At 62.8% G+C, this 19,198-nt stretch carries 16 protein-coding genes; 11 read left to right on the top strand and 5 right to left on the bottom strand.

Annotated features, from left to right (window positions below):
• Positions 1-13: 13 nt before the first annotated feature.
• The gene (locus tag PQR08_RS09180) at positions 14-1,159 is read right to left on the bottom strand and encodes a porin (protein WP_250487261.1); all 1,146 of its coding nucleotides are present in this window, start codon (positions 1,157-1,159) and stop codon (positions 14-16) included.
• A 511-nt stretch (positions 1,160-1,670) separates the two neighbouring features.
• Between PQR08_RS09180 and PQR08_RS09175 the strand changes: the two genes are divergently transcribed.
• The 6 genes from PQR08_RS09175 (at position 1,671) to PQR08_RS09150 (ending at position 6,753) form a co-directional block, all read left to right on the top strand.
• The gene (locus PQR08_RS09175) at positions 1,671-2,651 is read left to right on the top strand and encodes a quinone oxidoreductase family protein (protein WP_238289409.1); all 981 of its coding nucleotides are present in this window, start codon (positions 1,671-1,673) and stop codon (positions 2,649-2,651) included.
• An 11-nt stretch (positions 2,652-2,662) separates the two neighbouring features.
• Entirely contained in the window at positions 2,663-3,511 is an 849-nt protein-coding gene (locus PQR08_RS09170) for a TauD/TfdA dioxygenase family protein (RefSeq protein WP_035499033.1), read from the top strand.
• A gap of 60 nt (positions 3,512-3,571) precedes the next feature.
• Positions 3,572-4,627: a beta-keto acid cleavage family enzyme gene (locus PQR08_RS09165; RefSeq protein ID WP_035499034.1), complete on the top strand. Its 1,056-nt coding sequence runs from the start codon at positions 3,572-3,574 to the stop codon at positions 4,625-4,627.
• Positions 4,628-4,789: 162 nt separating this feature from the next.
• Entirely contained in the window at positions 4,790-6,139 is a 1,350-nt protein-coding gene (locus PQR08_RS09160) for an MFS transporter (RefSeq protein ID WP_284509218.1), read from the top strand.
• Positions 6,140-6,231: 92 nt separating this feature from the next.
• Entirely contained in the window at positions 6,232-6,420 is a 189-nt protein-coding gene (locus PQR08_RS09155; protein WP_035499036.1) for a hypothetical protein, read from the top strand.
• Positions 6,421-6,441: 21 nt separating this feature from the next.
• Entirely contained in the window at positions 6,442-6,753 is a 312-nt protein-coding gene (locus PQR08_RS09150; protein ID WP_187603637.1) for a Rieske (2Fe-2S) protein, read from the top strand.
• 13 nt (positions 6,754-6,766) lie between these two features.
• Here the strand turns inward: PQR08_RS09150 and PQR08_RS09145 are convergent, their stop codons facing one another.
• Positions 6,767-7,627: a class I SAM-dependent methyltransferase gene (locus PQR08_RS09145; protein WP_250487260.1), complete on the bottom strand. Its 861-nt coding sequence runs from the start codon at positions 7,625-7,627 to the stop codon at positions 6,767-6,769.
• Between the two features lie 173 nt (positions 7,628-7,800).
• On the opposite strand from PQR08_RS09145, the gene PQR08_RS09140 reads away from it, so the two are divergent.
• Positions 7,801-8,454, top strand: a complete 654-nt coding sequence (locus tag PQR08_RS09140; protein WP_238289416.1) for a cysteine hydrolase family protein — start codon at positions 7,801-7,803, stop codon at positions 8,452-8,454.
• Positions 8,455-8,481: 27 nt separating this feature from the next.
• Here PQR08_RS09140 and PQR08_RS09135 read toward each other — a convergent pair whose 3' ends face one another.
• A complete protein-coding gene (locus PQR08_RS09135; RefSeq protein WP_250487418.1) occupies positions 8,482-9,390 on the bottom strand; it encodes a LysR family transcriptional regulator in 909 nt (302 codons plus the stop codon).
• 111 nt (positions 9,391-9,501) lie between these two features.
• Between PQR08_RS09135 and metE the strand changes: the two genes are divergently transcribed.
• Positions 9,502-11,793, top strand: coding sequence for a 5-methyltetrahydropteroyltriglutamate--homocysteine S-methyltransferase (metE, locus tag PQR08_RS09130; RefSeq protein WP_250487259.1), 2,292 nt, complete (start codon positions 9,502-9,504; stop codon positions 11,791-11,793).
• A 53-nt stretch (positions 11,794-11,846) separates the two neighbouring features.
• Here metE and cobF read toward each other — a convergent pair whose 3' ends face one another.
• Positions 11,847-12,617, bottom strand: coding sequence for a precorrin-6A synthase (deacetylating) (gene cobF / locus PQR08_RS09125; protein WP_250487258.1), 771 nt, complete (start codon positions 12,615-12,617; stop codon positions 11,847-11,849).
• A gap of 152 nt (positions 12,618-12,769) precedes the next feature.
• Here cobF and bfr point away from each other — a divergent pair, with 152 nt between their 5' ends.
• Positions 12,770-13,234: a bacterioferritin gene (gene bfr / locus PQR08_RS09120; protein WP_238211596.1), complete on the top strand. Its 465-nt coding sequence runs from the start codon at positions 12,770-12,772 to the stop codon at positions 13,232-13,234.
• Between the two features lie 89 nt (positions 13,235-13,323).
• Here the strand turns inward: bfr and acnB are convergent, their stop codons facing one another.
• The gene (gene acnB, locus PQR08_RS09115) at positions 13,324-15,909 is read right to left on the bottom strand and encodes a bifunctional aconitate hydratase 2/2-methylisocitrate dehydratase (protein WP_238211595.1); all 2,586 of its coding nucleotides are present in this window, start codon (positions 15,907-15,909) and stop codon (positions 13,324-13,326) included.
• A 396-nt stretch (positions 15,910-16,305) separates the two neighbouring features.
• Here acnB and PQR08_RS09110 point away from each other — a divergent pair, with 396 nt between their 5' ends.
• Together PQR08_RS09110 and PQR08_RS09105 are read left to right on the top strand one after the other, a co-directional pair.
• Positions 16,306-17,679, top strand: coding sequence for an MmgE/PrpD family protein (locus PQR08_RS09110; protein ID WP_250487257.1), 1,374 nt, complete (start codon positions 16,306-16,308; stop codon positions 17,677-17,679).
• Between the two features lie 63 nt (positions 17,680-17,742).
• A complete protein-coding gene (locus PQR08_RS09105; RefSeq protein ID WP_250487256.1) occupies positions 17,743-19,167 on the top strand; it encodes an MmgE/PrpD family protein in 1,425 nt (474 codons plus the stop codon).
• Positions 19,168-19,198 lie beyond the last annotated feature (31 nt).

Here is a 19,198-nt window from a genome sequence, read left to right as displayed (position 1 = left end):
GCGCGGCCGCGCGTCAGAAGTTGTGGCGGACGCCGACCATCGCAGCCGTCGTCGACGTTCCGGGCGCGACAGGCTGCCCGTACACGATCGTCTGGTTCATCGTTCCGTGGTTATCGACATAGCCGACCTGCGCATAGGCGAGCGTGCGCTTGGACAGGCTGTACTCCGCGCCCACCGCGAACTCGCTCGAATGATTCGTCGAGTTGTTGTTGTCCTTCAGGTAATAGAAACCGGACGTCACCTTCAAAGCGGGGGTGAATCGATAGCCGAGACCAGCTGAATACATATCGATATCGGCACGATTGCTGTTTGCCGGGTTCTTGCCATGGCCGTATGAACCGGACACCGAGAAACCGTAAAACGTGTACTGGGCGCCAGCGTAGAAAAATCGGTTGTTGGCTTGCCCTGTCGCCGGAATCGCCGGGGTGGCGGGATAGGTCGCGGGAAACGGATTGGCGTCATGCCCGTTGTAGTACGCTGCGGCGAGGTTCAGGCCGTAGTTCGAATACTTGAGCACGGCCGACTCGCGCGTGCCGCCCTGAAAATGTCCGGGGACGCCGCCGGGCGCGTACTCCAGCGCGAACGATGCGCCGTAGAACTTCGGCGATTCGTACACGAGCGCGTTGCTGTCGTACAGCGCGCCGATCGCGCCGTTCGTGTTCGTGCCCGGCCAGCCCGCAGCCTGGTTCATGCCGAGCCACGCGGTCAGGATGCTGCCGAAGTACTGCGCGCCGCGCACGTCGGTGTCGTACATCGCCCAGATCATCGGGACGATCTGGCGGCCCGCGTCCAACTTGCCGAACGGCCCCGAAACGCCGAGCGTCGCATACTGGTTGAACTGGGCGGTGACGCCCGGCGTGTCGCTCAGGCCGGCTCTGCCCGTGCCGCTGTCGAACGAGCTTTGCAGCTTGAAGTTGATGTGATAACCGCCACCGATGTCCTCCGTGCCCTTGAGACCCCAGCCGCTCGAATAGATGCCGCCGTCCTTGAAGCGATAGACCTTGCCGAGATTGGGCGCGTTCGGAGCGAACGACGCCGCTGCCGTGCTCTGATAGAACAGCCCGGAATCGACTACGCCGTACAGCGTTATCGAGCTTTGCGCGTGTGCGGCTCCGGAAAAGGCCAGCAGTACCGCCGCGCTGGTTAGGCTTCGCTTCATAAGGTCTCCGTATCTTGTTGGTTTGCACGCATCCCGATGCACAAGTATGTGGTCAGGGCCGGGCAATCGGTGGGTGGGCGCTTCACAGGCCCGTCGGTCGAATGGCCGCCGAGGCGGCGAACCGGGCGCAACCCGGCGGCATCGCGACAGCGTGTGAAGGCTTGTAGCAAGAATACGAAAGGAACGGGATTCCAGCCCCTCTCCCGGTGGGAGGGGCGAAGCAATGAGACCGGGCGCGCGTGAAAACCGCTTGTAAAAGTCCCCGCACCGCGCCGGGAGGGGGGCGACGGGCGGGAGGCGGACCCCTCCCTACGCGAGAGGGTCGCGCAAGCCCATCCGGGACTACGATGCGTATGAGTTCACACACCAGCCGATCCGGCGTAAAAGCGCCAGGAAACAGCATCTGCCGGCCCGCATCGAAGCGGCCGGCGCTGCGACCGGGTTCCCGGCTGCGAAAAACCACTGTACACGCTGCGAGCCTGACCGCTCGGGCGCATGAATGGAGAAACTAATGGCACATGCGATTCGCTTTCACGAGACGGGCGGCCCCGAAGTCCTGCGCTGGGAAGAGGTTCCGGTCGGCATGCCCGGCCCCGGGCAGGTCAGGCTGCGTCACGAGGCCGTCGGCCTGAATTTCGCCGATACCTACTTCCGCAGCGGCCTGTATCCGGTTCCCCTGCCTGCTGGCATGGGCGTGGAAGCGGCGGGCGTCGTGGAAGCCGTCGGTGCGGGCGTCGATCAGGTGCGCGAGGGCGACCGGGTGACCTACACCGGTTTCATCAACACGCTCGGCGCATACAGCACCGAGCGCCTCGCGCCCGCGGCAGCGCTCATCCGCCTGCCGGAGGGCATCGAATGCGCGACCGCCGCCGCGATGACCATGCGCGGCCTGACCGCCTCGTATCTGATGCGCCGCATCCATGCGTTCAAGCCGGGCGATTCGATCCTGCTGCACGCCGCGGCGGGCGGTGTCGGGCTGATCGTGTCGCAGTGGGCGCGCCTTTTGGGCGTGACGGTCATCGGCACGGTGTCGAGCGACGAAAAGGCGGAAATCGCCCGTGCCCACGGTTGCACGCACGTCATCAACTACAGCCACGAGGATGTCGCGAAGCGCGTGCGGGAACTGACGGACGGCGTGGGCGTGAATGTCGTGTTCGATAGCGTCGGAAAGGACACGTTCGAATCGTCGCTCGACTCGCTGCGCCGCCGTGGTCTGATGGTCTGCGTCGGCACCGCGTCCGGTCCGATTCCGCCGTTCAATCCGCAGTTGCTGGCGATGAAAGGCTCGCTCTATCTGACGCGCCCCGCGCTCGCCGACTACATCGCCGATCCGGCCGAAAAGAGCGAGCTCGCAAGCGAACTCTTCGGGCACGTCGCGAGCGGGCGCATTCGCATCGAGATCAACCAGCGCTATGCGCTGCAGGATGCGGCACAGGCGCATCGCGATCTCGAATCGCGCAAGACCACCGGTTCATCCATTTTCGTCGTGTGAGGAGACACATAATGCGCGTCGAACAAATTACCTGCGCAATCGGAGCGGAACTGACCGGCGTCAGCATCGCCGATGCGGTGCACGATGACGGCCTGTTCGCGGAAATCCGCGCAACGCTGCTCAAGCATCGCGTGGTGTTCCTGCGCGATCAGGACATCACCCGCGCCGAGCACGTCGCGTTCGCCCGCCGTTTCGGCGAGCTGGAAGATCATCCGGTCGCCGGCAGCGATCCGGAGCATCCGGGTCTGGTGCGAATCTACAAGAATCCCGACCAGCCCAACGATCGCTACGAGAACGCCTGGCACACGGACGCCACCTGGCGCGCCGCGCCGCCGTTCGGCTGCGTGCTTCGCTGCGTCGAAACGCCGCCCGTCGGCGGCGACACGATCTGGGCCAATATGGTTCTCGCCTACGAGAACCTGCCCGAGCACGTCAAGGCGCAAATCGCCGACCTGCGGGCCCGCCACAGCATCGAAGCCAGCTTCGGGGCCGCGATGCCGATCGAAAAGCGGCTCGCGCTGAAAGCCCAGTTTCCGGACGCGGAACACCCCGTCGTGCGCACGCATCCGGAGACGAAGGAAGCGACCCTCTTCGTCAACGCCTTCACTACGCACTTCACGAACTATCACACGCCCGCGCGTGTGCGCTTCGGCCAGGACGCCAATCCGGGCGCGGGTCAATTGCTGAGCTATCTGATCAGCCAGGCGTATATCCCCGAATACCAGGTCCGCTGGCGCTGGAAAAAGAACAGCATCGCGATCTGGGACAACCGCAGCACGCAGCACTACGCGGTCATGGACTATCCGCCTTGCCATCGAAAGATGGAGCGTGCCGGAATCATCGGCGACGTGCCTTATTGATATTTGCGCGGCGCAGCGCAGTACACCTCACATCGAATTCATTTTCAGCAGGAGCCAGACATGCAATTCCTCGACGATTCGCTTCACCCCGAAAACCAGGACAAGGTTGTCATCACGGTCGCGCCGTACGGTCCGGAATGGGCCCCCGCCGACTTCCCGGAAGATATTCCGGTGACGATGGACGAACAGGTCCAGAAGGCGGTCGACTGCTATAACGCCGGCGCCACCGTTCTGCATCTGCACGTGCGCGAGCTGGACGGCAAGGGCTCCAAGCGCCTGTCGAAGTTCAACGAGCTGATCGCGGGCGTGCGCGCCGCCGTTCCCGACATGATCATCCAGGTCGGCGGCTCGATCTCGTTCGCGCCGGAAGACGACGGCCAGGCAGCCAAGTGGCTCTCCGACGACACGCGCCACATGCTCGCCGAACTCGATCCGAAGCCCGATCAGGTGACCGTCGCGATCAACACGACGCAGATGAACATCATGGAGCTGCTGTATCCGGAGTATCTGGAAGGCACGTCGCTGTCGAATCCCGCGTTCATGGCCGCCTATAGCGAAATGACCGTGCCCGCCGGCCCCGCATGGGTCGAGGAGCATCTGCGCCGCCTGCAGGCTTCGGGCATTCAGCCGCACTTCCAGCTCACCGGCATCCATGCGCTCGAAACGCTCGAACGCCTCGTGCGCAAGGGCGTCTACAAGGGTCCGCTGAATCTGACGTGGATCGGTATCGGCGGCGGCTTCGACGGCCCGAACCCGTTCAACTTCTTCAACTTCGTCCACCGCGCGCCGGATGGCTGCACGCTCACGGCCGAGTCGCTGCTGAAGAACGTCCTGCCGTTCAACATGATGGCGATGTCGATGGGTCTGCATCCGCGCTGCGGCATCGAAGATACGATCATCGATCAGCACGGCAACCGCTTCACGTCGGTACAGCAGATCGAGCAGTGCGTGCGCGTGGCCCGCGAACTGGGACGCGAGATCGCGAGCGGCAAGGAAGCGCGCGAGATCTACCGTATCGGCGTGCAGTACGAGACCGCGGACGAGACGCTTGCAGCGAACGGCATGGCGCCGAACCGCAAGCCGGGCCAGGTCAACGTTCCGCTGCGCGCAGCCTGAAGCACGGCATGAAGGCGCGGCGATGGTCGCCGCGCCCATACTTCTAACCTGAAACTCCACGGCGCAGGCCGGGAAGCCCGACTTCCCGGTCAGAAAAATCGACGGCACGCTGCGCGAACACGCGCACGACGAGGCCCACGCCGTACATCGGAGGAGACAATCTTGGACATCGACTGCATCGAGCCCGCCGCGCGCGACATCAACGCCGGCAAGGCCGTATCGCGCAAATACGCGTGGATCGTATTCGCGCTCACATTCGGACTACTGTTGTCGGACTACATGTCCCGACAGGTCCTCAACGCGGTATTCCCTCTGCTGAAGCAGACCTGGGGCCTCTCCGACACGCAACTGGGCTCGCTCAGCGGCGTCGTCGCGCTGATGGTCGGCCTTCTGACCTTCCCCCTTTCCGTCCTCGCGGACCGCTGGGGCCGCGTGCGCAGCCTCGTGCTGATGGCAGCGCTCTGGAGCGTCGCGACGCTCGGCTGCGCCGTCGCCACGAACTACGGCGAGATGCTGATCGCCCGCGCCTTCGTCGGTCTCGGCGAAGCGGCGTACGGCAGCGTGGGGATTGCGCTCATCCTCAGCATTTTCCCGTCGCACCTGCGCTCCACGCTCACCGGCGCCTTCATGGCCGGCGGCGCGTTCGGCTCGGTGCTCGGCATGGCGCTGGGCGGATTCGTCGCCGTGCACTTCGGCTGGCGGGCGTCTTTCGGCGCGATGGCCGGCTTCGGCCTGCTGCTCGTGATCGCCTACCGGCTGGTCGTATCGGACAAGCGCATCGCCGCGCGGTATCCCGATGTCCCGGCTGCGAAACGGCAGAAAGACGGTGTGCGCACGAGCCTGCGCACCCTTCTGGCGGGCCTTTTCTCGACGGTTTCGGTGGTCTGCGCGTATATCGGCAGCGGCTTGCAGCTCTTCATCATGGGCGCCGTGATCGCGTGGATGCCCAGCTTCCTGAATCGCTACTATGCGCTGCCCGCCGACAAGGCAGCAGCAGGCGCAGCGGTATTCGTGCTGCTGGGCGGCGTCGGTATGGTCACGTGCGGCGTCGTCACGGACCGAATCTGCAGGAATGCGCCCTCGCGCAAATGGATCACCGCGGTCGTCTACTGCCTGCTCTCGCTCGTGTGCCTGTCCATCGGCTTCAGGCTCGATGCCGGCCCGCTGCAACTCGTCCTGCTCGGCGTGGGGATTCTCGTCGTGGCGGGCACGTCCGGCCCGGCGGGCGCGATGGTGGCGAACCTGACTCCGGCGTCGATCCATGCTTCGGCATTCGCGACGCTGACGCTCGCGAACAATCTGATCGGTCTCGCGCCGGGTCCGCTCGTCACCGGCGCGATCGCCGACCGCATCGGTCTTCTGGGCGCGCTGCAGTTGATTCCGCTCGTGAGCGTCGCGGCGATGATCGCGTTCGCCATCGGCCGGTCGAGATATGCGCGTGACCTGAGCCGCATCGATGCTCTGCGTGAGCAGGCGTCGCCCAACGAACCTGCGCAGAAGCCGCTTGCATAGCCTCTGCTCTCGCTTTCGCGGTCTTGATCGTTCAGGACCGTGCGATCGAACCTTTGTCCGCATTCGGGCATTACTTTGAAGGAGATTCAAGCATGTCCGTCGATGTACAAAACGCTTCGCCGATGAATGGCCCCGCTTCCGTCGAATCGAAATCGGATCTGGACGCGAAGCCCGCGCGACGCCAGGCTTGCGCGCACAACTGGTCGTGGGGACGACAGCACGAACCCTACGACTGGATGGATGCGCACACGCCCTGCGACGATCTGAGCGCGTGGCGTTGAGCACGACTGAGCACGACACACATGACGCACAACATATCGATTGCCGGCGGCACCGACCTCGCGCCCGGCTCGCGCATGCTCGCATTCGTCGAAGGACGTAGCGTCGTGCTCTTCAACGTCGAAGGCGTCGTTCACGCAATCGACAATTCATGTCCGCACAGCGGCGCCTCGCTCGCGAACGGCCGTCTCGACGGTCATGTCCTGCAATGCCCCGCGCACGGCCTGCGCTTCGATATCAGGTCGGGCTGCATGGTCGGCGCGAAGGGTCTGTGTCTGACGAAGCTCCCCGTCGAAACGATCGACGGAGAACTGATGATGCGAACCGGCGATTGATCGCCGTTCATCGCTACGGCTTGACGAATCTGAGCGTCATGCGATCCGACTCTCCGATCGCGGCATAGCGCGAACGGTCGACGTCGCCACCCCTGTAGGTGGGCGGCAGCGACCACACGCCGTGCGGATAGTCCTTCGTATCCTTCGGGTTCGCATTGATCTCGCTGCGCGCGACCAGCAGGAAACCGGCCGCCTGTGCGTGCTCTATGACGTACGCCTCGGTCACGTAGCCGGTGTCGATCATTTGCTGCACGGTCGTGCCGGGGCGCGCGCGATGCTCTTCCACACCCAGCACACCGCCCTGCTTCAGCGCGTCATGGAACGCGCGCAGGTTGGCATCGAATTGTCCGTCCTTGATCCAGTTGTGGATGTTGCGAAACGTGAGCACGCGGTCGAACCGCTCATGCGCGTCGAAGCCGATGAACCGGCCTGCGTGCAACGTACCGACAACGACGTTGCCATACACCGCCGGAGCGGCCGCGAGCTTGCGCCGATAGGCGGCATCGGTATCGCTGTCCTCGGCGGCGAGATCGGCGGACGTGCTGAGATACTGCGCCTCATAAAGCTGGCCTGCGTCGTGCAGATAGGGCGCGAGAATGTCCGTGTACCATCCGCCTCCGGGAGCGATCTCCAGCACCGCCTGGGTTGGACCGAGGTCGAAGAACTGCAACGTCTCCTTTGGGTGACGATAGATGTCGCGCGCGCGGGCCTTGTCGGTGCGTTGCGATCCAGCGATGGCGGCGTCGAGCGAACTGGAATTCGCTGCCTGCGATTGCGAGCTCAGCGACGAGGACGCGCACCCGGTCAGCGTGAGTGTGAAAACGGTGGCGGCGATCATGATCGCGCGCAACGGGTCGAGGCGGATAGGGTTCATGGAACGAATGAAGTCGTGGATACGCGACACGATACGCGTTTCTTCCATTTTCTGCGGAGTGAGCCGAGGCCAGGCGGCGCCGATTTCCTGTTGAATGATTCGGCACGTTGCCTAAACTGTGTTGAATTCGCCGGGGCGATATCGCGCGAACTACACCGTAAGGAGCTCGAACCATGAAATATGATCCGGCCGACACGGCCGTCGTGTTTATCGATCCGCAAATCGACGTGCTCAGCCCGCTCGGGAAAAACTGGGGCGCAGTTGGCGCCAGCGTGACGGAGAACCGAACCGTCGAGAACATGCTGCAAATCTTCAAGGCCGCGAAAGCGGCGCAGTTCGCCGTTTTCATTTCGCCGCATTATTTTTATCCGACCGATCGTGCATGGAAGTTCAATGGCCCGCTCGAAGCGGACGAGTTCGCAAGCGGCACGTTCGCTCGCGCGGGAGCGCTGAATCTGAGCGGATTCGAGAAATCCGGCGCTGACTGGCTCGACGAATTCAAGCCGTACATCGAGGACGGCGATACCGTCGTCGTAAGTCCGCACAAGGTATTCGGTCCTCAGACGAATGACCTGACGCTGCAACTGCGAAAGCGCAATGTGCGCAAGGTCGTGCTGGGCGGCATGCTCGCCAACATGTGTGTCGAGTCGCACTTGCGCGACCTGATCGAGCAGGGCTTCGAAGTGTACGTTGTCGCCGATGCCACGGCGGGGCCGCGTCATCCGACCTGGGGCGACGGCTACAAGGCCGCGATGGTCAACTACGCGTTTCTCGCGCATGCCGTCGTCAAGACCCAGGACGTAGTCGGGGCGATGACGCAGCGATAGCCGCGACAGCGGAGGCTTGCTTCGCCGTCACGCCCGGATGCGCGCCTGCGCCCAGTCCGCCTCACGCGCCAGCGCGATGAACGCCGCAAGGTAATCGATCGACCGGTCGGCCTCGCGCACGCCGAGGTAAATCTTCTTCGCGATGCCCTTCTTGCCAAGCTTGACCGGCGTGATGGGCATACGGTCCGCGTATTCTTCCGCGAGCCAGCGCGGCAACGCGGCCACGCCGCGCCCGCTCGCGACCATCTGCATCATGATGTCCGTGGTTTCGATCACCTTGTGACGTCTCGGCACCACGTTCGCCGGCGTCAGAAACCGCGTGTAGATGTCCAGCCGGTCCGTCTCGACCGGATAGGTGATGAGCACTTCGGACGCAAGCTGCTCGGGCGTGACATAGGCCGCGGAAGCCAGCGCATGGTTTTCGGCGACGACCAGCACCTGCTCGTAATCGAACACGGGTTCGAATCGCAGTCCGTCCTTCCTGAGCGGATCGGGCGTGACGAGCACGTCGATGTCGAAGCCGAAAAGCGCGCCGATGCCGCCGAACTGGAACCGCTGCTTCACGTCCACATCGACGTCCGGCCAGCGTGCGAGATAAGGCGACACGACCTTCAGCAGCCACTGGTAACACGGATGGCACTCCATACCGATGCGCAAGGTGCCGCGCTCGCCCTGCGCGTACTGCTTCATGCGCACTTCCGCCTGCTCGAACTGCGGCAACATGCGGTTCGCGAGGCCAAGCAGATAATGCCCGGCCTGCGTGAGCCGCATGCTGCGTCCCTCGCGCGTCCAGACCGGCGTCCCCAGTTGCTGCTCCAGCTTCCTGACCGTATGACTCAGGGCGGACTGCGTGAGATTCAGCACGTCGGCGGCGGCGGTCAGCGAGCCCTGCTTTTCGACTTCCCGCACGACCATCAGATGACTGCGTTCCAGCATCGCCCGCTCCATGAAAAAAGTTAATCGATGCATGAAAACAATCCATTTTTATTCATGCATCAAAAATTCTATCATCGTCCATGATTTATTCTCTACGGACGACACCGCACGATGGCTACGGCACACAACCTCGGATTCCCGCGCATCGGCGCGAAGCGTGAGCTGAAATTCGCGCTCGAAAAATACTGGAAGGGCGAATCGTCACGCGACGCGCTGAAGGCGACCGGCGCCGGGCTTCGCGCGCGCCACTGGCAAGAGCAGGCGCATCTGGACTATGTGCCCGTCGGCGACTTCGCGTTCTATGACCAGGGGCTCGACATGAGCTTCACGCTCGGCAACCTGCCCGAGCGCGTGCGCGGTTTTCACGGCGATGCGCTGGACAACTATTTCCGCGTCGCGCGTGGCCGTTCGGCGCAGGGCGCGGAAGATCACGCCGCGTGCTGCGGCGGCGTCGCGGCCGGCGAAATGACGAAGTGGTTCGATACGAACTACCACTACATCGTGCCGGAGTTCGAAGCGGACACGCAGTTCAGGCTCGATGCTTCGCGTCTCATCGAACAACTCGGCGAAGCGCGCGCTCAGGGCGTGAACGCGAAGCCCGTCATCATCGGTCCGGTGACGTATCTATGGCTCGGCAAGGCGAAGGACGACTCCGACAGGCTCGCGCTGCTGCCGCGCCTTCTGCCGGTGTATGCGGCGCTTCTCGACCATTTCGCGGCACTGGGCGTGGACTGGGTGCAGATCGACGAACCTGCGCTCGTCACCGAACTCGATCCGGCATGGCGCGATGCATTCGTCACCGCCTACGATGCGCTGTCGGCGCGCCGCGTGCGCCTGCTGCTCGCAACCTACTTCGGGCCGTTGCAGGACAACCTCGCGCTCGCATGCGGGCTGCCGGTCGACGGCCTGCATATCGATGCGATCAACGCGCGTGACGAAATCGAAGATGCCGTCGCCCAATTGCCGGAAACCGCGGTCGTGTCCGTGGGTGCGATCAACGGGCGCAACATCTGGAAGAGCGATCTCGGCGCGACGCTCGAATGGCTGGAGCCGCTGCATCGGCGACTCGGAGATCGTCTCTGGATCGCGCCGTCCTGCTCCCTGCTGCATGTTCCGGTCGATCTGAACAGCGAAACCGAGCTCGATGCCGAAATCAAGTCATGGCTCGCGTTCGCGCTGCAAAAGCTCGACGAACTTAACGTGCTGGCGGGCGCGTTGAGCAAAGGTCGCGCCGTGGTCGCCGATGCGCTCGCCGCGAACGCCGCCGCGATCGAAAGCCGCCGCCGGTCGCCGCGCGTGAACAATCCCACGGTCAAGGCCGCCATCGCGAAGATCGACGCGGCGCTCGGCAAGCGTCAGAGCGCCTACGAGCAACGCGCGAAGAAGCAGGCCGCGATTCTCGGTCTGCCCGCCTTCCCGACGACGACCATCGGTTCGTTCCCGCAGACGGGCGAAATCCGTCACGCACGCAGCCAGTTCAAGGCCGGCGCGCTCGATCACGCCGGCTACAAGGCCGCGATGGAACGTGAGATCACGCGCGCCGTGAAGGAGCAGGAAGCGCTCGGTCTCGACGTGCTCGTGCATGGCGAGGCCGAACGCAACGACATGGTCGAATATTTCGGCGAACAACTCGATGGTTATGCGTTCAGCCGTTTCGGCTGGGTGCAGTCGTACGGTTCGCGCTGCGTGAAGCCGCCGATTCTTTTCGGCGACATCAGCCGTCCCGAGGCGATGACGGTCGAGTGGACCAGGTACGCCGCATCGCAAACGGACAAGCCCATGAAGGGCATGCTCACGGGTCCGGTGACGATCCTGAACTGGTCGTTCGTGCGCGACGATCAACCGCGTTCGGTGTCGTGCCATCAGCTCGCACTCGCGATCCGCGAGGAAGTGCTCGATCTGGAAAAAGCCGGCGTGCGCGTGATTCAGATCGACGAAGCGGCGCTGCGCGAAGGCCTGCCGCTGCGCCGCTCGCAGTGGAAGGCGTATCTGCGCTGGGCGGTCGAATCGTTCCGCATCACGGCCAACGGGGTGCGTGACGAAACGCAGATCCACACGCACATGTGCTATTCGGAGTTCAACGACATCATCGCGTCGATCGCGGATATGGATGCCGATGTCATCACCATCGAAACGTCACGCTCCGACATGGAACTGCTCGACGCATTCGATGACTTCGACTATCCGAACCAGATCGGGCCGGGCGTGTACGACATTCACTCGCCGAACATCCCGAGCCAGGAGCACATCGTCAATCTGATGAAGAAAGCGGCGGAGCGCATTCCCGCCGAGCGGCTTTGGGTGAATCCTGATTGCGGCCTGAAGACGCGTCAATGGGATGAGGTCATCCCGGCGCTGAAGAACATGGTCGCGGCGGCACGGACGCTCCGGCAACTGGCCTGATCGCCGGACGCGGGTCGAGCTTCACTGCCATCTTCGGGTGGCAGTTTTCGTTTTCAGTCTTTCGGCTGCGTGCGGCGCTTGAGGAGATACGTGTCCATGATCCAGCCGTTGCGCTCGCGTGCTTCGGCGCGTACCCGCTCGATATCGTCCATCACTTCACGCAGCTTGCCGGCCATAAGGATTTCGTCGTCGGTGCCCACATAGGCGCCCCAGAATATATCGACATCCTCATCCGCGACCTGCCGAAACGCATTCTGCGCGTCGAGCATCACGACGACGCTGTCCACGTTCTTCGGAAAACCTTCCGCGATGCCTCTGCCGTTCGTGATCTCGACGGCGCGCCCGATCGTGTTGAGTGCGACCCGATGTTTCGCCGCGAGCGCCTGAACGCTGCTGATGCCGGGAATCACTTCATACTCGAACTCGTGCCGCCCGCTCTGGTCGATGGCTTCGATGATGCGCATCGTGCTGTCGTAGAGCGACGGATCGCCCCACACGAGAAATGCGCCGCATTCGCCGTCACGCAGTTCTTCCTCGATCAGACGCTCGAACACGGCCTGCTTCTCGTGATTCAGCGTTTCGACTGCATCGAGATAGCTCGCGACGTCTCGACGACGCTCCGGACTCGTTGCCTCGACGATCCGATAATCGCGGTCCTTCACGTATCGCTCGACGATCTCCTTGCGCAACTCGACGAGCTTCGCTTTCGATGCGCCCTTGTCCATCACGAAGAAAACGTCGACCTGGTTCATCGCGTTGATCGCCTGAACGGTGACGTATTCCGGATTGCCCGCGCCGATCCCGATGATGAGGATTTTCTTCACTGATTGCTCCAGATTGCCGTGTATCCGCAAGATACTATCCTCACGTCGCGATGAGATGAAAAAAAGGAGCCGTTCGGAACGGCTTGCATTCGCGGCGTATTCGCAGCCGTCGTCTATCCTTCATCTAATCGTGCAACGAGGAAGGAGGCGCCATGCAATCCGACCCGAAGGTTATTCAATATCTGAATGCCGAATTGAAGAACGAATTGACCGCCATCAATCAATACTTCCTGCATGCGCGGCTCTACAAGCACTGGGGTTTCGAAGGACTCGGTAAGCACGAATACGACGAGTCGATCGAGGAGATGAAGCACGCGGACAAGCTGATCGAGCGAATTTTCATGCTCGACGGATTGCCGAATTTGCAGGATCTCGACAAGCTGCTCATTGGCGAAGATGTACTGGAAGTGCTTCAATGCGACCTGAAACTGGAGCAATCGGCGCAGGCGAAGTGCCGGGAGGCGATCGTCTATTGCGAATCGGTAAAGGACTTCGTGTCGCGAGAGATTTTTGTCGATATTCTGGACGACACTGAAGAGCATATCGACTGGCTCGAGATTCAGATCGGCCTCGTCGATAAGGTCGGAATCGCAAATTACCAGCAATCGGCAATGTAGCCACAACAAAAAAGGCGCCGCAGGCTGAATGCCCGCGGCGCCCTTGCCCTTCACTACGACGAGAACAACACGCCGTAGCTCAATAGCGCTTACATCTTCACTGTGTCGGCCACTTCCCTGAAGTCTTCGATCTGATCGAAGTTCATGTACTTGTAGATCTTGTCGCCGTCAGCTTCCAGCACGCCCATGTCGGCCATGTACTCCGCCTTGCTCGGAATCTTGCCCAGACGCGAGCAGATCGCGGCCAATTCCGCCGAGCCGAGGTACACGTTCGTATTCTTGCCGAGACGATTCGGGAAGTTGCGAGTCGAGGTCGACATGACCGTCGCACCTTCGCGCACCTGTGCCTGATTACCCATGCACAGCGAGCAGCCCGGCATTTCGGTACGAGCGCCGGCTGTACCGAACACGCCGTAATGGCCTTCCTCGGTCAGCTGCTTCTGGTCCATCTTGGTCGGCGGGGCTACCCACAGCTTGACCGGGATGTCGCGCTTGCCTTCCAGCAGCTTCGACGCGGCACGGAAGTGGCCGATGTTCGTCATGCATGAGCCGATGAACACTTCGTCGATCTTGGCGCCGGCCACGTCGGACAGCGTCTTCACGTCGTCCGGATCGTTCGGGCACGCCACGATCGGCTCGTGGATGTCGGCGAGATCGATCTCGATGACGGCTGCGTACTCGGCGTCCGCATCCGGCGACAGCAATTGCGGGTCGGCGAGCCACTGCTCCATGCCCGTGATACGGCGCTGGAGGCTGCGCGGGTCCTGGTAGCCCTGGGCGATCATCCACTTCAGCAGCGTGATGTTGCTGTTGAGGTATTCGATGATCGGTTCCTTGTTCAGGTGCACCGTGCACCCGGCGGCAGAGCGCTCGGCGGAAGCATCCGACAACTCGAACGCCTGCTCGACCTTCAACTCGGGCAGACCTTCGATTTCAAGGATGCGTCCCGAGAAAATGTTCTTCTTGCCCTGCTTCGCGACCGTCAGCATGCCTTGCTTGATGGCGTAGAGCGGGATCGCGTTGACCAGATCGCGCAGGGTCACGCCCGGCTGCATCTTGCCCTTGAAGCGGACCAGCACCGATTCCGGCATGTCCAGCGGCATCGTGCCGGTAGCCGCGGCAAAGGCGACGAGGCCCGAGCCGGCCGGGAAGCTGATGCCGATCGGGAAACGCGTATGCGAGTCGCCGCCGGTGCCGACGGTGTCGGGCAAGAGCATGCGGTTCAGCCACGAGTGGATCACGCCGTCGCCGGGGCGCAGCGCGATGCCGCCACGGGTGCTGATGAAGTTCGGCAGGGTCTGGTGCGTCTTGACGTCCACCGGCTTCGGATACGCCGCCGTGTGGCAGAACGACTGCATCACGAGATCGGCCGAGAAGCCGAGGCACGCCAGGTCCTTCAGTTCGTCGCGGGTCATGGGGCCCGTGGTGTCCTGCGAGCCGACCGAGGTCATCTTCGGTTCGCAGTAGGTGCCCGGGCGCACGCCCTGGCCTTCCGGCAGCCCGCAGGCGCGGCCGACCATCTTCTGGGCCAGCGAGAAGCCCTTGCCGCTGTCGGCCGGCTGCTGCGGCAGGCGGAACAGCGTCGATGCGGGCAGGCCCAGCGCTTCGCGTGCCTTGGCGGTCAGTCCGCGACCGATGATCAGCGGAATGCGGCCGCCGGCGCGCACTTCATCGAACAGGACGTCGGACTTGACCTGAAACTCGGCGATCACTTCGCCGTTCTTCAGCGCACGGCCTTCGTACGGGCGCAGTTCGACCACGTCGCCCATTTCCATCTTCGACACGTCGAGTTCGATCGGCAACGCGCCGGCGTCTTCCATCGTGTTGTAGAAGATCGGCGCGATCTTGCCGCCGAGGCACACGCCGCCGAAGCGCTTGTTGGGAACGAAGGGGATGTCCTCACCCGTGAACCACAGCACCGAATTGGTGGCCGACTTGCGCGAGGAACCGGTGCCGACCACGTCGCCCACATACGCGACCAGATGACCCTTTTCCTTCAGCGACTCGATGAACTTGACCGGCCCACGCTTGCCGTCTTCTTCCGGGGTGATGCCGGGACGCGCGTTCTTCAGCATCGCGAGCGCGTGCATGGGAATGTCCGGGCGGGTGGTCGCGTCCGGAGCAGGCGAGAGGTCGTCGGTATTGGTTTCGCCCGTCACCTTGAACACGGTGATGGTCAGGCTTTGCGGCACTTCCGGGCGGCTCGTGAACCACTCGGCGTCGGCCCAGCTTTGAATCACGGCGCGCGCGTTCGCGTTGCCCTTGTCGGCCAGTTCCTTGACGTCGTGGAACTGATCGAACATCAGGAGGGTTTTCTTCAGCGCATCGGCGGCGACGGTGCCGACTTCAGCGTCGGACAGCAGTTCGATCAGCGGCTCGATGTTATAGCCGCCCAGCATCGTGCCGAGCAGTTCGGTGGCGCGGGCGCGCGAGATCAGCGCGCAGGCGGTCTCGCCTTTCGCGACGGCGGCCAGGAAGCCCGCCTTCACACGGGCGGCTTCGTCCACGCCGGCGGGCACGCGATGGGTGATCAGGTCGAGCAGGATCTGCTCTTCGCCGGCGGGCGGATTCGTCAGCAATTCGACCAGTTCGGCGGTCTGCTGAGCCGTCAGCGGCAGGGGAGGAATGCCGAGCGAGGCGCGTGCGGCTACGTGAGCACGAAAATTTTCAAGCATGGGGGACCGTTGGTATTGCGTTTCAGGGAAAGGCTTTTCAGCCACACCGAGGCTGTTCCGGGCGCTGCTTTTATCGCCATTGTAATCGAGACGGATTACCTCGTCAAATGTCTTATGTCTTATGTCTTATACAAGACTTAGCCGCACGGGTCTGCGATATGTCGGTAGATGCCTTGTCAGAGTACGGAACGTCCACGCCAGTTGCATTGCCCCGTCGCGCGTCCACGCGTTATACATCGTGACAAATCGAATCCGGAATCACGCCGCGACAATTCACACGCCTTCGCCTAACTAATCGTAGTTAATAGAGACAACGCCGAAGCCGCAAATCACACAAAGCAAAAGAATGGAGACTTCGATATGACCAGATTCACGCCGCAGGGAGTCGAGGACCCGATGGCCACGCTGTGCCGGATGGCGCTGGAGACGCAGTACGCCGACCTGCCGGCCGACGTGATCCGTCACGTCAAGCACACCCTGCTCGATGCGATGGGCGTGACCATCGGTGGATCCGCGATGGAGGGCATCCCCGCTGTCGTGTCGCTCGTGAAGGAGCGCGGCGGCAATCCGCAAACGCCGCTGCCCTTCTACGGTGGCCGCGTGCCGGCCAGCGAAGCCGCACTGGCGATGGGCCCGATGCCGCGCGCGATGGACTGCGGCGATCTGCACGAAGAGGCCGGCCACATCACCGAATACGTGGTGCCGACGCTGCTTGCCGCGACCGGTCTTTGCGGCCCGGTGTCGGGCAAGGCGTTTTTGGCTGCGATGGCCGTCGGTCAGGAAACGCTCGTGCGGCTGGGCACGGCCTATAAGGTCATCAATCGCGCGATCAGGCACCACGAATGCGGCGGTCACTACATCTTTGGCGCCGTGGCCGCGGTCGGCAAACTCATAGGGCTGACGCAGGAGGAACTGGAAAACGCGCAGGGCATCGCACGCACCATGACGCAACCCAACACCATGGGCATCTACTCGCCCGCCACGCTGATGGTGCGCATGCATCACGGGCTCGTGAGCCAGGCAGCGATTACCTGTTGCCAGTTGGCTCGACGCGGCATCACCGGGCCGCGTGCCGAGGTGCTGCTCGGTCCCAAGGGCTATCTCTCCACGGCGCGCTGGGAGACCGATCCCGACTTCATCCTCAAGGATCTGGGCGAACATTGGGAGATGGAAAACATCATCACCAAGGGCTATAGCGCGTGCTATTTCTCGCATTCGTCCATCGACGCCATCCGCGAGGCGATGAAGGAAAGCGAGTTCGGCGCGAGCGATATTGCGAGCATTCACATCGAGACTTCCACGCCGGGCTGGCGCGCCGTGTGCGAGCCGCAGGAGAAGAAATGGAATCCGGTCACGGTGCCCGAGTGCCAGTTCAGCCTGCCCTATGTCGTCGCCATAGCCGCATTCGACGACAAGGTGTTCCTCGAGTCGTACAGCGACGAGGCACGTTCCCGGCCCGAGGTGCGCGAGTTGATGACGCGCATCACCGCCGAAGAGAACCCCGACGTGTCCGATTGGGGTGCACGTCTGACCATCAGGCTGCGCGACGGGCGCGAGCTGATGAAAGAATGCATCTACGTGAAGGGACATCCCAGAAATCCCTTCACCGCAGAAGATTTCATCGCCAAATTCAGGCTATGCGTGCCTTATTCGGCGATACCGCTTGCCCGGCGAACCGTGGACAACATGATCCGCGACATTCTGCAATTCGACGAAGTGGACGACGTGGTCAAAGTTCTTCTCGACCCGCTGGCACCGAACCAGACCTGACTTCGACCGGCACCTGCACGGCCGGCTCGAACCTGCTTTCATAACTTCCAAGGAGACACTGCCATGACCGCAACACAGCAAGCACAATCCTCGGTGCCATCCAATTGCCCTCCGCTGGAACAGGCGGTGGTGCAGTTCATCCAGGACCTGAGATACGAGCACATCGACGCGCACGCACACGCCGGCATCAACCGGCTGATGCGCGACCAGCTCGCGGTACAGATCGGCATTTCGAAGATGCCGTGGTCCGGACAATTGCTGAAGTACGCGACGAGCCAGCAGCGACCGGGCACGAGCCGCGTGAGCGCCTCAACGTTGACGATGAGCGCCATGGACGCCGCCTTTGTCAACGGTTCCTACGGACATGGATTCGAATACGACGACGCCCACGGTCCCAGCTACAGCCATCCGGGCAGTTGCGTGATCCCGGCTGCGTTGGCCATCGGCGAGGAACTCGGTTCGTCGCTGGAGGAAGTGATCACCGCGATGGTCGCGGGCTACGAAGTCTACGCGCGCATCGGCTTGCTGGCTTCGCCGGATCTGCTGCAGCGCGGCTTTCATCCGCACGGCACGCTGTCGAACTTCGGCGCCGCGGCGGTCGCCGCCAAACTCCGCGGCTTCGATGCCGAAACGACGCTGCAAGCGCTGGCGATCGCGCTGAGCCATGTCTCCGGCACGACCGAATACACCTCCACCGGCGGCTCCATCAAGCGCATCCACGCCGGCATCGGCACGCGCAACGGCATCGTCGCCGCCGACATGGCCCAGGCCGGCATCACAGGACCGCGCGCGTTCCTCAGCGGAAACAAGGGCTTTTTCCGCACCTTCCTGCAACGTCCGGCGGGCGATGGCTCCGAAGTGCGCTTCGCTTCGGATCGGCCTTTCGAGATCGCTACCGTCTGGCTCAAGGCCTACTGTGCGTGTTACTGCACGCATGCCTACATCGACGCGTTGCGTCCGTTTTCAGCCCATCGTGACGAGATTGCCGACGTGCATCTGAAGATCTCGCCTCATTTCAATGTCGTCGTCGGCACGGCCAACGCCAATGCGTACGAGCCGAGGAACATCGAGCATGTGCAGTTCAGCCTGCCGATTCAAGCTGCCTTCACGCTGCTCGGCAATGGCAATGGCTATCCGGTCCATCGCGACTACCTCGCCGGGAAGGTCGACATGACGCCCGTGATCGACATGGCGCGCAGCATCCGCATCACCCAGGAACCGGCGCTGGAGCGAGATTATCCGGGCAAGTTCGTCGCCGATGTGACGGTCACTTTCAGGAACGGCGCTTCCGAGCATGTATTCGTGGAAGACCCGATCGGCACCGACAAGAATCCGATGCCCGAGCAGGAGCAGGACGCGAAGTTCATGGAACTCACCGTCGATGTGCTGGGTGCGGATCGAGCCGGGAAACTGCTCGCTGCATTGCGTGCGATGGACCCGCGCATGAAGGCCGCGGAGCTGATGAGCCTGTGCGCCACGGAGCGTTGAGAAGGGCCCGCGCGCGGCCTGGGGGGGGGCG

The sequence above is a fragment of the Caballeronia jiangsuensis genome (assembly GCF_046030135.1).
Taxonomy (GTDB): Bacteria; Pseudomonadota; Gammaproteobacteria; order Burkholderiales; family Burkholderiaceae; genus Caballeronia; species Caballeronia jiangsuensis.
The sequence above is the reverse complement of the archived record's forward strand: the minus strand, read 5'-3'. Positions and strand labels throughout refer to the sequence as shown.